Origin of the sequence: Cohnella fermenti, assembly GCF_004801405.1 — a bacterium.
In the GTDB taxonomy this organism is placed as follows: Bacteria; Bacillota; Bacilli; order Paenibacillales; family Paenibacillaceae; genus Cohnella; species Cohnella fermenti.
Genome location: NZ_SSOB01000009.1, coordinates 102491 through 117409 on the forward strand (window position 1 = coordinate 102491; position 14919 = coordinate 117409).

Sequence of the window (14919 nt, forward strand, 5' to 3'; positions counted from 1 at the left end):
TCCTGTGATGTGATGCTTCGATCAACTCGCAATGCCGGCCTTTCGCCATTCCGGTTCACAACTCGCCGATTACTTCCATAGACGCCGCATACGCTGCAGGAAGCCCTTCGCGCCGCCGCCCTCCGCCTTCTCCTCCGCGAGATAAGCGGAGGCGATCCGTTCGATGCCCCGATTCGCCTGGCTGTCCGGGTAAGAGAGGAACAGCGCGCTCTGACGCTTGACCGCCTTCATGACGTGGCTGTCGTCCGGCACGAAGCCGAGCAGCGGCAGTTCCAAATTCAAATACTTGCTTGCCACCTGTTGAATGTTGTTCGCGGTCTGACGGCCTTCCTTCTCGTCGGCGACCCGATTCACCACCAGCCGGAACTGCACCTCGTGTCCCATCGTCTTGACCATCTTGATCAGGGCGTAAGCGTCCGTGATCGAGGTCGGTTCGGGCGTCGTAATAACGATCGTCTCCTCGGCCGCCGTGATGAAGCGGAGCGTCTCCTTCGACAGCCCGGCTCCCGTGTCGAAGAGCAGGAAGTCGAAGTGGCCGTGAAGCTTGCCAATCTGGTCCGCGAAGTACTCGAGCTCCTCTTCGCTGAGCCGAATGAGGTCCTTGAAGCCGGAGCCTCCCGCGATGAACTTGAGCCCTCCGGGGCCGGTCTGGACGATGTCCCAGATCGTCTTCTCCCGCTTGAGCAGATGGAACAGATTGTATTCGGCGGGCGTCCCGAGCAGCACGTCGATGTTCGCCATTCCGATGTCCGCATCGAACAGCAGAACGCTGAAGCCTCTGCGCTGCAACGAGAGTGCGAAGTTCAGGCTGAAGTTCGACTTGCCGACCCCGCCCTTCCCGCTCGTCACCGTGATGATGCGGGTCGCCTTGGGCGTGCTTAGCTGCTCCCGGATGGATACGAGATTGCGCAGCGCCTCCGCTTGGTCATTCATTCCGCAACTCTCCCAGCAACCGTCGGATCATATCCTCGGGGTCGAAGTTGCGGATATCGTCGGGCACGGTCTGACCGCATGTCAGGTAGGAGATCTCGTAGTCGAACGCCTGAACCAGGTTCAGGATCGAGCCGAAGGAGTCCGTCTCGTCCATCTTGGTGAACAGAAGCCGCTTCACTCCGTACTTCGCGAACTGGGCCGCCACCTGCTTCATATCTTGGTATTTATGGGTAAGGCTGAGAACGAGGATGCTCTCGGACTGCTCTCCCGGAGACAGCAGCGCATTCACCTCGGAGACGAACAGCTCGTTGCGGTAGTTGCGCCCTGCCGTATCCATGAAGATCAGGTCGCGATCCTCAAGCTTGCGATACGCCTTCGGAAGCTCCGAAGAGGAGAACACCACCTCGAGCGGAATGTTCAGAATCTCCGCATACGTCCGAAGCTGATCGACAGCCGCGATCCGGTACGTGTCCGCGGTGATGAAGCCGACGGCTCTGCGGTGAACGAATGCCTGATCGGCAGCCAGCTTCGCGATCGTCGTCGTCTTGCCGACGCCGGTCGGACCGACGAAGTTCACGATCCGCGTATTCGCCGAGATGCCTTGTCCGATCGACGGAAGGAGCCACTCTCTCAGCACGCCGCTTGCCGCCTCGTAGACTCGGCCGGCATCGTCCGCATCGCCGCCTTCAACCCGCTCCATGACGGTCTCCGCGAACCGCTCGACCAGATACGGCTCGACTCCCTGTTCCGCAAGCGTCTTCGCCAGCTTCATGACAGGTTCGGGAATGATCCGGAACGACTGCTGGCGGTTCATCTCCTTCATCATTTCCTTCATGGCGCGAAGCTCCTGCAGAAGCTGGGCGGTCTCGTCTTCCACGATTCTGCCCCTCTCCTGCCGCTCCGCTGCCCAAGGCTCGCCGCGAACCGGAGGAGGAGGCGCGCCCCTCTCTTCGGCGCTCGGCCTCCTGCCGGCGGACATGCCCGCGATCAGCTCCAGGGCGGCTTCGGCCGCTCCTTGCGAGGATCCCTCCGCCGCTGGCGGCCTGACCGCGCTCGCCGCCTTCGCGGCCGATGCTTCGGCCGTCGGCGCCGGCTCCAACGTCGCCACCGGCGCCGCGCTCCTCGGCGCATTCCCTTGGCTGTACCGGCTCCTCACCGCTTGGGGTGGAAGGAAGGAACCCGGCTCGTCCGGAATTCCCGCTCCGGCCGTCAGGGGCGAGTCTGCCGACGACGGCGAAGGGGGAGCCGAGGCGGTCGGAGGAACGGCTCGCGGCTGGAGCTGGGCTTGCGGCCGCAGCGCGCGGGCGGCGGCTGCCGCCGGATTCGACCGGGCCGACTGCTCGTCGATCGCGGCGAATACTTCTACGCGCTTCTTGCGGAACATGCCAAGAAATCCGCCGATGCGGATTTCCTTGGTATTGAGAATAACGGCATCCGATCCGAGCTCCGCGCGAATCTTCTGCACGGCCTCCGGCAAGTCCTGGACGACATATCGTTTAACCTTCATGCGTTCACCACCCCGACGCTTTGCACTTCAATGTTCGGTTCCAGCTCGCTGTACGAGATGACCGGGATATCCTGCAAGCTGCGCTCCAGCATCTGCCGCATGTACATGCGAATGGTCGGCGATGTCAGAATGATCGGCTGCTGCCCCAGTTGGAGCACCCGGTTCACCTGCTCCGACAATCTGGAGTAGATCGCCTGCGTAGATGGAGGATCGAGCGCAAGATAACTGCCCTGGTCGGATTGCTGCACGGAATCGGAGATCTTCTTCTCCACCGTCGGGCTGACCGTGATGACCTTAAGCGGTTCGTTCGGGCTTGCATATTGCAGCGTAATCTGGCGAGACAGCGCTTGCCTTACGTACTCGGTCAGCACGTCGGGGTCCTTCGTATACTTGCCGTAGTCGGCAAGCGTCTCGAAGATCGTGACGAGATCCCGAATCGAGATCTTCTCCTTGAGCAGCTTGGAGAGCACCTTCTGCACGTCCCCGATCGACAAGGTCGAAGGAATCAGATCCTCGATAAGCGTCGGGTAGCTCTCCTTGACGCTGTCGATAAGCGACTTCGTCTCCTGACGGCCGAGCAGCTCATGCGCATGCTTCTTGATCACTTCCGTCAGATGGGTCGCAACGACGGAAGGCGGGTCCACCACCGTGTAGCCCGCCATCTCGGCGCGCTCCTTGGTCGATTCGTCGATCCAGAGCGCCGGCAATCCGAACGCGGGCTCCTTCGTCTCGATGCCCGTTACCGAATCGTCGTCATAGCCTGGGCTCATCGCCAAATAGTGGTTAAGCAATAATTCGCCGCGAGCTACCAAATTTCCTTTCATTTTGATAATATATTCGTTCGGTTTAAGTTGAATATTGTCGCGAATTCGGATAACCGGGACGATTAGCCCCATCTCCAGCGCGCACTGACGCCTGATCATAATAATCCGGTCAAGCAAGTCTCCCCCCTGCTGCGTATCCGCCAGAGGAATCAGGCCGTAGCCGAATTCGAATTCGATCGGGTCGACCTGGAGCAAGCTGATGACGCTCTCCGGGCTGCGCACCTCCTCGATCTCCTTCTCCTCCACGAGCAGATCCTCTTCCTTCTGCTTGCGATCCGCGCTCCTCTGGAGACGGTAAGCCGCGAAGATGAACACGGCGGCGATCGGGAACGTCGCCAGCGGTCCGATCGGCGTGAAGATGCCGAGCAGGGCGATCGTGCCCGCTACGATGTAGAGAAGCTTCGGGAACCGGAGAACCTGCTGAATCAGATCCTGGGCGAGATTACCGTCCGATGCGGCGCGGGTAACGATGATGCCTGTCGCGGTGCTGATGAGCAGCGCCGGAATCTGGCTGACGAGTCCGTCGCCGATCGTAAGGATCGAATATGTATTGAGCGAGTCCGTCGCCGACATTCCGTGAATGACCATGCCGACGATAATGCCGGCGATCAGGTTGATCGCAACGATGATGATGCTGGCAATCGCGTCCCCTTTGACGAACTTGCTCGCTCCGTCCATCGCCCCGTAGAAATCCGCTTCTTTCTCGATTTTCTCCCGGCGATCCTTCGCTTGCTGCTCATTGATGAGCCCCGCGTTGAGGTCGGCGTCGATGCTCATCTGCTTGCCGGGCATCGCGTCGAGGGTGAATCTCGCCGCGACTTCGGATACGCGTTCCGCACCCTTCGTAATGACGATGAACTGCACAACGACAAGAATGAGGAAGACAACAAAGCCGATCGCGAGCTCTCCCCCGGCCACGAATTCCCCGAACGTGTGAACGACCTTCCCCGCCTCGGCTTCCGACAGGATCAAACGGGTCGTCGAGATGTTCAGCGCCAGGCGGAAAAGCGTCGTGATCAGCAGCAATGTCGGGAATATCGAGAATTGAAGGGCGTCCTGCGTATTCATCGAGATAAGCAGAATCATGATCGCGGCGGAGATATTGATAATAAGAAGAATGTCGAGCAGCTCTTTGGGAATAGGGACGACCATCATCAGGACAATGCCTATGACGCCGACGAGTATGCTAATGTCCCGAACCTTCAAGACGTTCCCTCCCTTTCCGTGTTCCTGCGGGTAGTTCCGCTGCGTGCCAAGCCGGACTCCTTACGCCTTGCGCCTGCCTTTTAAACGATAGATATATGCCAATACCTCGGCGACGGCCTGGAACAGATCGGGCGGAATCGCTTGTCCGACTTCTGCCCGTTCGTACAAGGCGCGGGCCAAAGGTTTGTTTTCCATAATTGTGACGTCGTGCTTCTTGGCGATCTCCCGAATCCGCAGCGCCAGGTAATCCTGCCCTTTGGCAATGACCTTGGGCGCATCCATCTTCGTCTGATCGTATTGAAGCGCGACCGCGAAGTGAGTCGGGTTCGTGATGATGACGTCGGCGTTCGGCACCTCCTGCATCATCCGCATGATCGCCATGCGGCGCTGCTTCTCCCTGATCTTCGCTTTGACCTTGGGGTCGCCTTCCTGGTTCTTGAATTCGTCCTTGATGTCCTGCTTGCTCATCCGCAAGCTCTTCTCGTAGGAATAGTTCTGGTAGTAATAATCGCCGATTGCAATAAGGAACAGCGTGATGGCAACGAGCATGCCCAACCGGGTCGTCAGGCTGCCCGCGAAGGCGAATATATCTTCGATCGGCACGTACGCGAGCGCCATCACCCGATCCCTCTCCGACCAGAGGACCAAATAAACGATAAGTGAGATGGCCAGCAGCTTCAGCACGCTCTTCGCAAGCTCCACCAGCGCCCGCATGCTGAACAATCGTTTGAACCCGTTGATCGGATTAAGCGGCTTAAGCTTGAACTTCAGCGGCTCCGTCGTGAAGAGCCAGCCGACTTGGAAGTAGTGGGCCGCGAATCCGACCACGATCGCCCCGATGAAGATCGGCGACAGGAAGATGAGCATCTGAATCGCGTATTGGCCGAACAGCGTGAGAACGTTGCCGGGAGTGACGTCCATCGATAGCCTGTGTAGGAAGATCTCCCCGAACATCGCGACGATCCGATTCCAGAAGAAGGACCCGAGCACCATGAAGAGGCTGACGCTCACGATCAATTGCAGCGAATTGCTAATCTCCTGACTCTGCGATACCTGCCCCTTCCGGCGGGCGTCGTTCCTCTTCTTCGGCGTCGCCTTCTCGGTCTTCTCTCCCGCGAACACTTGCAGATTCATGGGCAGAAGATAGCGGGAATCCGTTGCCGGCTTCATCGATTCGACCTCCTCCGCCGCTTCGTTCCTTGGCTCAAGACTTAAAGATGACGAACAACTGCTCAAGCGCCGCGAACATTCGATCGAAGATCATCTGGAACAGCGTCCCGAACCCCGGAAGAATCAGGATGATGATCGCAAGTCCGAGCATAATCTTGATCGGAATGCCGATGACGAACACCTGGAACTGCGGAGCGGCTCTCGTGAGCAGCGCAAGGGACAGATCCAGCAAGAACATCGCCACGACAAGCGGAGCCGAGATCTGGAGCGCGAGCAGGAATGTGTCCGCGAACGTTCGCGCCAGGAACTCGGTAAGCGAGCCGCCGGCGATAAGACCGAGCAAGCGGTTGTCCAGAGGCAGCCAATCGTAGCTGCTCATCAGCGCGGTAATCAGGTAGTGATGGCCGTTGAGCGAGAGGAACACCAGAATAAGCAGCATGTTCTTGAAGTTCCCCATGAGCGGAGCGGACACCCCTGTGATCGGGTCGACGATATTCGCCATGCTGAGGCCCATCTGCATGTCCATCAGGCCGCCGGACGCCTGCACGACCGCGAAGAACAAGTAACAGACATAGCCGATAATCAGCCCGGCCAGCACTTCCTTGACGATCGAATAAATAAAATTGCCGTCCGCGACGACGCGATCGTTAAATCCTACCTGCATAAAGACGATATAAGAGATAAAGAAGGACAATCCGATCTTGAGTATGGCGGGCACCGTCTTCGTCGAGAAGATCGGAGCCACGACCATAAACGATATAATGCGGCAGAAGACGAGCAGGAATGCCGGCAAGTATTGAGTGATCAGTTCCATCCGCCGTCATCCAATGTACTTCGCCAAGTTGCCGAGCAGATTCGTCGTGAAGTCAACCAACTGGTTAAGAATCCACGGGCCGAATACGAGCAAAGCGACGAATACCGCGATAATCTTGGGGATGAAGGCGAGCGTCTGCTCGTGGATCTGCGTCGTCGCCTGGAAGATGCTGACGAGCAGGCCGACGAGCAGGCCTAAGCCGAGCATCGGCGCGCTGACCATCAGAATGATATACATGGCTCTGCCGGCCAAGCCGATAATAAACTCCGAGCTCATCAAGCTCCCCCCTTCGTTCCGAATGCGTTAGCCAATCTCACGTCTGGAAGCTGGTCAACAGCGACTTGACAACCAGGTACCAACCGTCGACCAAGACGAACAGCAGAATCTTGAACGGCAGGGAGATCATGACCGGCGGCAGCATCATCATCCCCATCGCCATCAGCGTACTGGCCACGACCATATCGATCACCAGGAAGGGAATGAAGATCATGAAGCCCATCTGGAACGCCGTCTTCAGCTCGCTCATGGCATAGGCGGGAACAAGCACCGTCAGCGGGATGTCCTGATACGTCTGCGGCTTCTCGGTCTTCGTGTAATTCATGAACAGAAGCAGGTCTTTCTCCCGCGTCTGCTTGTACATGAATTCCTTCATCGGCACCGCAGCCTTGGACAATGCTTCCGTCTGGGAGATCTCCCCGTCCATGTAAGGCTGCAACGCCTGCTCGTTCACTTGCGACAGCGTAGGCGACATCACGAACAGCGTCATGAAGAGAGCGAGACCGATCAGTACCTGATTGGGCGGCATCTGCTGCGTTCCGAGCGACGTTCGAACGAAGCCCAGCACGATGACGATGCGGGTGAAGCAGGTCATCAAGACCAGAATGGCAGGCGCCAGGCTGAGGATCGTAATCATCAGCAGCAAGCTCAGGGAGGAAGCTCCGACCGTTCCGTTCTCTCCTCCGGCTCCGATATCGATGCTGACGATCGGGTCCGAAGCGAATGCCGCCGTCCCGAACAGAAGCAAGACCGGGAGCATACCGAGCAAGCTGGCTAGTAGTTTTTTGTTCATTTATTCATCCGTCCGATCTTCGGCACGCTCCTTGCCCAACAATTGGTCGACCTTCTGACGACGTTCGGAGAGCCCGCGCATGCGAGCCTCCAGCGTCTGTTCGAAGCTCATCTCCCCCGCCTGCTCCCCGATGTCCTCGCTTCGCGGCGACTTCGGGGAGTTGCGGTTGCCCAATCGCTTAAGCCACGCGGGAATCGACGCTTCCGCCGACGCGCCGGTCGACTCGTACTCGGCGAGGAGCGCCGTCACCGTCGCCTCGTCCGCGATGACCTCCAGCAAGGTGACGTTCTCCCCCACCCCGAGCACGTAGATGCGGCCGTTCCACTCGACGATCTGAAGCGACTTGTTCGTCCCGACGGCGACGCCGCCCAGCGAACGAAGGGATCGATTGCTCCACCAACCCCGGTTTTTCTTGCCGATATATCTTAGCAGGAACACAATAAGACCGACGATCAAAGCCAGCACAAGCAGGATTCGCAGCATGTCGAGCCCTGTAACGTCGGCGAAATCGTTCTCCGAAGCCAAAAAAGCCGTTGCCGGATTTCTCACGGAATCAGCCAAGCGTCTTCTTGATCGCTTCGATAACGCGATCGGCCTGGAACGGCTTCACGATGAAGTCCTTCGCGCCCGCTTGAATCGCATCGATAACCATCGCTTGCTGTCCCATTGCCGAGCACATGATGACCTTGGCGCCGGCATCCATCTTGCGGATCTCCTTCAGAGCGGCGATTCCGTCCATCTCCGGCATCGTGATGTCCATCGTGATCAGATCGGGAGACAACTCCTTGAACTTCTCGATGGCCTGTGCTCCGTCTTGCGCTTCTCCTACTACCTCATAGCCGTTTTTTGTCAGAATGTCGCGAATCATCATGCGCATGAATGCAGCATCGTCAACGATAAGAATACGGTTTGCCATTTTAAGTTCCTCCCAGGAAGGTTATTGTATTTTTTGAACGCGATCCCATTGGCTGACGATGTCGGTTACCCGCACGCCGAAGTTCTCGTCGATGACGACAACCTCTCCTTTGGCGATCAGCTTGTTGTTCACAAGAATATCGACGGGTTCGCCGGCCAGCTTGTCAAGTTCGATGATGGAGCCTTGAGAGAGCTCCAGAATCTCCTTGATCTGCTTCTTCGTCCGTCCGAGCTCGACCGTTACCTTAAGCGGAATGTCCATCAGCAGGCCGAGATTGCTCTCGTCGGTCTGCGCGAATCCTCCTTGCTGGAAGTTGGAGAATTGCACCGGCTGCACGTTGACATTCCGGTTCACGCCGGGCGCCCCAAGCGTCTGCGGATGATGCGGCTGCGGCTCCGGATACGCATAAGGCGGAGCTGCGGGCGGCACCCCGTAGTTGCCGGCCGGCGGTTGGGCCGCGGCAGCCGGAGGCGGCGTGGGTGCTGGCGCTGCCGGCGCCTGCGGCGGCGTCGGCGCGGAAGCGGCAGGAGCTTGCGCCGCAGGCGTCGGCGGCACCGCCATATCCGTTGTGCCAATCAGCGAAGCGACCAGTTCCTTCGAGAAAGGCACCGTGAGCAACTGCATAATCGTGGAATCGATCAGATCACCGATCTTCAGCCGGAACGACACCTTGACGAAGATGTCCTCCTTCGGGAGATTCGAGGTTCCCGAATTCTCCTTGACGTCCATGATGTCTACTCCCGGAGGAGAGATATTGACGAAGCGATTAAAGATCGTCGACATGGACGTCGCGGAGGAGCCCATCATCTGATTCATCGCTTCTTGGACGGCGCTAATATGTATCTCGTTCAACTCTTCATTCGTCACATGCCCGTCGCCGCCAAGCATAAGATCGGCAATGATCTGCGCATCGACCGACTTGATGACGAGCGAATTGATCCCTTCGAACCCGTCCACATAGTGAACGTGCACCGCCACGTGCGGCTTCGGGAACTCGCTTACGAACTGATCTCTCGAGATCATCGATACCTTCGGGGTCGTGATGTCGACCTTCTTGCCAAGCAGCGTGGACAGAGCCGTCGCCGCGCTTCCGAACGTAATGTTGCCGATCTCTCCGAGCGCATCCTGCTCAAGCGGAGTCAGATAATCGTCAATCGTCGCCGGCTTGCCGGCCGAACTCTCGGCAGGCTCGTCGGAGGAGGACGATTGTCTCAGCAGGGCGTCTATCTCTTCCTGGGATAGGTAATCTTTACTCGTCATTGAAATCTTCCACTCCCTCGCTGACAATCTCTACGATCTGAACGGCCATTTTGTCGCGCACCGTCCCTGGGCTTCCGATGTACTTCAGCTTGTCACCGACCTTGATCTCGAGTCCCTCGTTCGTCTCCTTCTGCAGGGTAATGACATCCCCGACTCCAAGGCTCAGGAACTCTTGAACGGAGATCATGGACGAGCCGAGCTCGGCGACAATCGACAGCTTCGCCTTGCTGACCCGATGCTCGAGCAGATTAACCTCTTCCGGCGCCCGGATCTTCTTCTGCGAGACGAACCAGTGATGGACGGACAGCTTGGACATAATCGGCTCGATGACAACGTGCGGAATACACAGGTTGATCATTCCGGTCGTATCCCCGATCTTCGTGCTTAGCGAGATCAGAGCGATCGTCTCGTTGGGCGATACGATCTGCATGAACTGAGGATTCGTCTCCAGCGCTTCCAGCCGCGGTTCGATATCCACGATCGTCTTCCAAGCTTCCTGAAGGGATTCCAGCGCCCGGCTGAAAATCTTCTCCATAATGATGTTCTCAATCTCCGTCAGACTCCCGATCTTGCTCGGAGCCGAACCGGCCCCGCCAAGAAGACGGTCGAGCATCGCGAAGGCAACGTTCGGGTGAACTTCGAGAACCATTCGGCCTTCGAGCGGCTCCGCCTCGAAGATGTTCAGAATCGTCATCTTGGGAATAGAACGGATGAATTCGTCGTAAGGCAACTGTTCAACCTGGACGACATTGATCTGAACGAACGTTCGCAACTGAGCCGAAAAATAGGTTGTCAGAAAACGAGCGAAGTTCTCGTGAATACGGGTCAAGCTGCGGATGTGGTCTTTGGAGAATCGTACGGCTCGCTTGAAGTCGTAGGCGCGAACCTTCTTCTGCGCTTCTTCCTTCTTCAGCTCCTCGGCGTCCATCTCGCCGGAGGACAACGCCGCCAGCAGCGCATCTATCTCATTTTGCGACAGAACGTCAACCAATTTTACTCCCCCCTTTCCGAAGGTAAGCTCGCGAATGTGATCCCTTCATGACGAAGCCAAATCTGCATCGAAGCTAGATCTGCGTCATGATGAAGTTCGTTATGCCGATATTTGTTACTTTGCCGTCCGCCAGAACGGGATTGATCGCATTGATCAAGGAAGCTACGAGCCGATCCTTCCCATCCGATCCGCTCAGCTCCTCCGGCGTCAACGACCACAGCGCGCGGTTGACGATCGGCTTGATCTGGAGACTCTTGACCTTCTCGAATTCTTCCTTCGCATGCTCGCTGTCGAGCTGGATGGCCAGACCGAGGATGACGACGTATTCCGTATCCGCAATATTCGTCTTAATATCATTCAATTCGGATGTGACCTTGATCATCTCATCGGCAGACATCGGTTGGGCGGAGACGTCCTTGACGCTTTCCTGAGCCTGCTTCTCCGGATCCTTCGATCCGGAAGCCGAATCTCCGAACAGAGTAGACCACGAATATAATCCGACGATGACGATTAACGTGATCGCCAGGAGCAGTGAAACGAGCCAAGGTAACATTTTTTTCATGACGTTGCTCCCTCCGATTGCGAGCTGGCAGGGGAAGCGACCGCCGCCAGCACGCCGATGCTGCGAAGATAGTGCCGGATGGATCTGATCACATCCGAAGAATTTTCCAATACCAGGAGTTTCTTGCCGTTCGTAAGGGTGATGATCGTATCCGGTGTTTCTTCTATCGTTTCGATCAGTAACGCGTTGACGTAAAATTTCGTACCGTTTAATCGAGTCAGGCCGATCATTGGAGTCCTCCCGTGCCGCCGAAGGAGGCGCTTGGCCTCCTTGGCGATCCTTCAATTACCGTTTCAGGTTGACGACTTCTTCCAGAATGGAGTCCGAAGTCGTAATAATACGGGAATTGGCTTGGAATCCGCGTTGCGCGACGATCATCTCCGTGAATTCGTTCGTCAGGTCGACGTTGGACATCTCGAGCTGACCGGAGATGATGGCGCCGGTCCCGACTTCCTCGTCGCTTGCGGCCGAGATCGTCAGTTCGCCTTCCGGATTCGCATTCGGCGTCATCCGGTACAAGTTGCCGCCGACCTTCTCGAGACCGGCCGGGTTAACGACCTTGGCTACGCCGATCTGCGCGATCGCGTCGCCGGTGTTCCCATCGGCATCGACCGGAAGAATGCTGCCGTCCTGCGAGATGGAGAACGCCGTAACGGTCTCCGTATCGATCTGAATGGCTTCTCCGTCGGTCGAGAGTACGTACATCCCGTCCGCATTGACGAGATAACCGAGCGAGTCAAGCGTAAAGTTGCCCGCGCGCGTCAGGTACCCGCCCTCCGCATCTCCGGTCGGACTGACAACGAAGAATCCGTCGCCGTCGATCCTCAGGTCGGTCGCGACGTTGGTCGTCTGCGCGCTGCCTGCCGTATGAACCGTATCGATCGCGGCCACTGTGACGCCGAGGCCGACCTGCTTCGCGTTCACGCCGCCCTGCTCGCCTTCCACCGGAGCCGTAACGCCGGACATCGATTGGCTCAAGATGTCCTTGAACATGACCCGACTCGCTTTGAAGCCTGTCGTGTTCACGTTCGCGATGTTGTTGCCGATGACGTCTAACTTCGTCTGGAACCCTCGCATGCCGGATACACCGGAATACAACGAACGCAACATGCTGCCATCTACCTCCCAAGGTCAATATCGTGTCGGCAGCCGCTTCAATCGGTCCGCGGTGCCGGGGCCCCCTTATGAGGTCCAGCCCCATCTTGCTCTCTATCCACTCTTGCTCTTGATCCACTCTTGCTTCCCGCCCGATCGTCTAACCGACGACGACCGCGCTGTCGATCTGGGTAAACACGTGCTCTCTCATCGACGTCCCGTCCAAGGCGGTGACGACGGTTCGATTCGGCACATTGACAATCATCGCGACATCCCGGTACAGAACGAGCGAATCTTTGGCTCCCTTGGCTTCCGCTTGATCGATCGCGCTTGCGATCCGATCGAGCTGTTCCGGCTGGAACCGAATTCCTCTCTGTTCGAGCCTCTGTGCCGCATGATGGCTGAACTTCAGCCGTGCTTCCTCAAGCAGCGTTCGGAACGACTTCTCCGACTCACTTACCGCCGCTGTTCCGCCATCCGATGATGCAGGATAAGTTCGTCTGCCTTGTACGGGCCCCGGCCGCGATGCGGCCAGATGACCGACCAGCATTCGATCACTCACCCGCGCTCACCTCCGCGCTTCCGTCCGCTTCCCCGGCTTCCTCGGCCGCCGGATACGAGATTGACGTAATGTCCTCGATCTTGACCTCCGCAGCGCCGACCTTGGCGTAAGCCGTTCCGCTCCTCGTCACGATGGAGTCGACGACGCCGGACCGTTCGACCGTCTTGCCTGTGCTGTCGGTCTCGCTCCAGGTCACGTTCATGCCGAGCGTGTTCGCGAGCATTCCCGGTGCGTTCCGGAGCGCCGCGATCTGGTTCGCCATATTCATCGTCTGTTCCAGAGCCGAGAACTGGGCCATCTGGGAGATGAATTCCTTGTCTTCCATCGGCTGCATCGGATCTTGGTTCTGCAACTGGGTGATAAGAATCTTCAGGAATTCGTCCTTGCCCAAGGTTGAGGAAGAGTCCGTCGTCGAAGACGTCGACTGCTTCGTCGCCCGCTGCACGTTCTCGGACGAATAATACGGCCAATTCACCGCGCTGTAGCTGCTTGCCATCCCTCTCACCTCCCCTGCCCTGCCGTTACGCCGTCGTGTTAATGGCGCCTCCGAAGCCGGCTTCCCGGATCAGAGTCGTTCTCTCCAACTCGTCCTCGAAGGAGATCGTATCTTGGTTGCCGTCGTCCAGACGCTGGTCGGCGCGACGCTCTCTCGCATCCGGATTCGATCCGCGATCCTGGTCTCCCAGGAAGGAAGCCGATTCCGATGCTTCATACGGCTGTTGGACGACTTCGATCTTCTCGACTTGGATGCCCTGATTCTGCAAGGCGCTGCGGAGCAGCCCCATCTGATTCTCGATCAGGTCCTTCGCGGTGCCGGAATGCGTCAGGAATTGCGCGGTCAATTGACCGTCCTGCATCGACAGGCGAACATCCACTTGGCCGAGATGCTCGGGGGTAAGCGTAATTCTCGCTTCCGTAATGCCGTTGCCGCCGCTCAGCACGAATTGCCTTACCAAGTAATTGCCGATCTGCTGGCTGAACTGCTGTACCGGCACCTGTGCGGGAAGCGCAGGCTTCGCGCCGGCCGCAGCCGTGTCCGAATTCCGCGTTGCCGCGTCTTGAGACTGCAGCATCCAGGCCAGAGAGGTCTGGCTGTCATCGGCGGACGAGCTCTCTCCCGCCGCTTGAACGACACTCGCATCCGCTTCTCGATCCGTCGGCTGCGTCCCTTGAATAAGGTTCCAGATCAGCACCGGCTCCTTGAACGAGGCGGGCTTGCGGACGTCGACGGCGGATGACTGCTGGGCAGCCTGCGCGCTTGCTTGCTGCAAGGCTCCCGACACCGCATAGATAGGCAGCATGCCGACGCGGGTAGGCTCGACGGCTTGGCTCGCTTGCGCATTGACGCCGGAGGCGCTTGCCGCTGTGCTCGCATTGCCGCTTGCGATAAGCTGCTTCAACTGGTCGGCGATGCTCGCAAGCTGTTTGGCGTCCACCTTGCCGTCGTTGTTCTTCAGCGCGTCGGCCAGCCCTTGAAGCAGGAGCAGCGCGCCTGCGTCTTGCCCTCCCTCCGTCTCGGCCGAGGTCGCAAGCGAAGCCGCATCCTCGCCCGTCGAAGCTTCCGCCGACAAGTAAACGGGAGCCGCCGTCTGCAGCAGCAGTGCCTGAAGCGCCGCGAGCAGATCGCTCAGCTTCTCCTGCCCATCCTCGGAGGACAAGTCCTCTTCCGACGAGTCTGCAAGCTTCCCCAGCCATTCGGCCAGCGCCGCCAACAGAGAATCTTCCTGCCCGTCCTCCGTCTCTTCGATCCCGAGCTGCCCGAGGAACGCCGCGAGGCTTGTCGGAAGAACCGGGCTTCCGGAGGACGGTTCCGTTGTCGTCTGGCCGCCGATCGCCTGCACAAGCGCTCCGGCGAAGGCATTCGATTCGGAAGAAGCCGACTTGCCGTTTGCTCCTTGGTTCGTCACGGTCGCCAGAAGCGGAGCCGTATTCGTAACGATCATGTTCATGTTCTCACCTCCTTTCATTCAGGAATGGCAAGTGTCGACCGTTCAAGTTCCGACCGTCTTG

The 14919-nt window shown here is 58.2% G+C and carries 17 protein-coding genes; all 17 read right to left on the reverse strand.

The genetic code is table 11. The features are described from left to right. Positions 1 to 69: 69 nt before the first annotated feature. Entirely contained in the window at positions 70 to 933 is an 864-nt protein-coding gene (locus E6C55_RS09040; RefSeq protein ID WP_136369458.1) for a MinD/ParA family protein, read from the reverse strand. Continuing rightward, entirely contained in the window at positions 926 to 2440 is a 1515-nt protein-coding gene (gene flhF, locus E6C55_RS09045) for a flagellar biosynthesis protein FlhF (protein WP_136369459.1), read from the reverse strand. The genes E6C55_RS09040 and flhF overlap by 8 nt, the downstream gene beginning before the upstream one ends. Further along, positions 2437 to 4470 carry a flagellar biosynthesis protein FlhA gene (flhA, locus tag E6C55_RS09050; protein ID WP_136369460.1) on the reverse strand — a complete coding sequence of 678 codons (2034 nt, stop codon included), beginning with the start codon at positions 4468 to 4470 and terminating at the stop codon, positions 2437 to 2439. The genes flhF and flhA overlap by 4 nt, the downstream gene beginning before the upstream one ends. A 60-nt stretch (positions 4471 to 4530) precedes the next feature. Next, positions 4531 to 5640 (reverse strand): flagellar biosynthesis protein FlhB, encoded by a 1110-nt coding sequence (flhB, locus tag E6C55_RS09055; RefSeq protein WP_136369461.1) that lies wholly within the window; start codon positions 5638 to 5640, stop codon positions 4531 to 4533. A gap of 34 nt (positions 5641 to 5674) precedes the next feature. Continuing rightward, the gene (gene fliR, locus E6C55_RS09060) at positions 5675 to 6454 is read right to left on the reverse strand and encodes a flagellar biosynthetic protein FliR (protein ID WP_136369462.1); all 780 of its coding nucleotides are present in this window, start codon (positions 6452 to 6454) and stop codon (positions 5675 to 5677) included. Between the two features lie 6 nt (positions 6455 to 6460). After that, positions 6461 to 6730, reverse strand: a complete 270-nt coding sequence (fliQ, locus tag E6C55_RS09065; protein WP_136369463.1) for a flagellar biosynthesis protein FliQ — start codon at positions 6728 to 6730, stop codon at positions 6461 to 6463. Between the two features lie 37 nt (positions 6731 to 6767). Beyond that, on the reverse strand, positions 6768 to 7523 hold the full coding sequence (fliP, locus tag E6C55_RS09070) for a flagellar type III secretion system pore protein FliP (protein ID WP_136369464.1): 756 nt from the start codon (positions 7521 to 7523) through the stop codon (positions 6768 to 6770). Then, entirely contained in the window at positions 7524 to 8072 is a 549-nt protein-coding gene (locus E6C55_RS09075) for a flagellar biosynthetic protein FliO (RefSeq protein ID WP_136369465.1), read from the reverse strand. It abuts the gene before it with no gap. 4 nt (positions 8073 to 8076) lie between these two features. Beyond that, entirely contained in the window at positions 8077 to 8439 is a 363-nt protein-coding gene (locus tag E6C55_RS09080) for a response regulator (protein ID WP_136369466.1), read from the reverse strand. 21 nt (positions 8440 to 8460) lie between these two features. After that, a complete protein-coding gene (gene fliY / locus E6C55_RS09085; RefSeq protein ID WP_136369467.1) occupies positions 8461 to 9699 on the reverse strand; it encodes a flagellar motor switch phosphatase FliY in 1239 nt (412 codons plus the stop codon). Continuing rightward, the gene (fliM, locus tag E6C55_RS09090; protein ID WP_136369468.1) at positions 9689 to 10690 is read right to left on the reverse strand and encodes a flagellar motor switch protein FliM; all 1002 of its coding nucleotides are present in this window, start codon (positions 10688 to 10690) and stop codon (positions 9689 to 9691) included. The genes fliY and fliM overlap by 11 nt, the downstream gene beginning before the upstream one ends. 73 nt (positions 10691 to 10763) lie before the next feature. Continuing rightward, positions 10764 to 11252, reverse strand: coding sequence for a flagellar basal body-associated FliL family protein (locus E6C55_RS09095; RefSeq protein WP_136369469.1), 489 nt, complete (start codon positions 11250 to 11252; stop codon positions 10764 to 10766). Continuing rightward, positions 11249 to 11482, reverse strand: a complete 234-nt coding sequence (locus E6C55_RS09100) for a flagellar FlbD family protein (protein WP_136369470.1) — start codon at positions 11480 to 11482, stop codon at positions 11249 to 11251. The genes E6C55_RS09095 and E6C55_RS09100 overlap by 4 nt, the downstream gene beginning before the upstream one ends. Positions 11483 to 11537: 55 nt before the next feature. After that, positions 11538 to 12362, reverse strand: coding sequence for a flagellar basal body rod protein FlgG (flgG, locus tag E6C55_RS09105; RefSeq protein WP_136369471.1), 825 nt, complete (start codon positions 12360 to 12362; stop codon positions 11538 to 11540). A gap of 145 nt (positions 12363 to 12507) precedes the next feature. Then, a complete protein-coding gene (locus tag E6C55_RS09110) occupies positions 12508 to 12909 on the reverse strand; it encodes a TIGR02530 family flagellar biosynthesis protein (RefSeq protein WP_230986614.1) in 402 nt (133 codons plus the stop codon). Next, on the reverse strand, positions 12902 to 13405 hold the full coding sequence (locus tag E6C55_RS09115; protein WP_136369472.1) for a flagellar hook capping FlgD N-terminal domain-containing protein: 504 nt from the start codon (positions 13403 to 13405) through the stop codon (positions 12902 to 12904). Before E6C55_RS09115 ends, E6C55_RS09110 begins: the two co-directional genes overlap by 8 nt. A 25-nt stretch (positions 13406 to 13430) precedes the next feature. Further along, entirely contained in the window at positions 13431 to 14858 is a 1428-nt protein-coding gene (locus E6C55_RS09120; protein WP_168735547.1) for a flagellar hook-length control protein FliK, read from the reverse strand. Between the last annotated feature and the right edge of the window lie 61 nt (positions 14859 to 14919).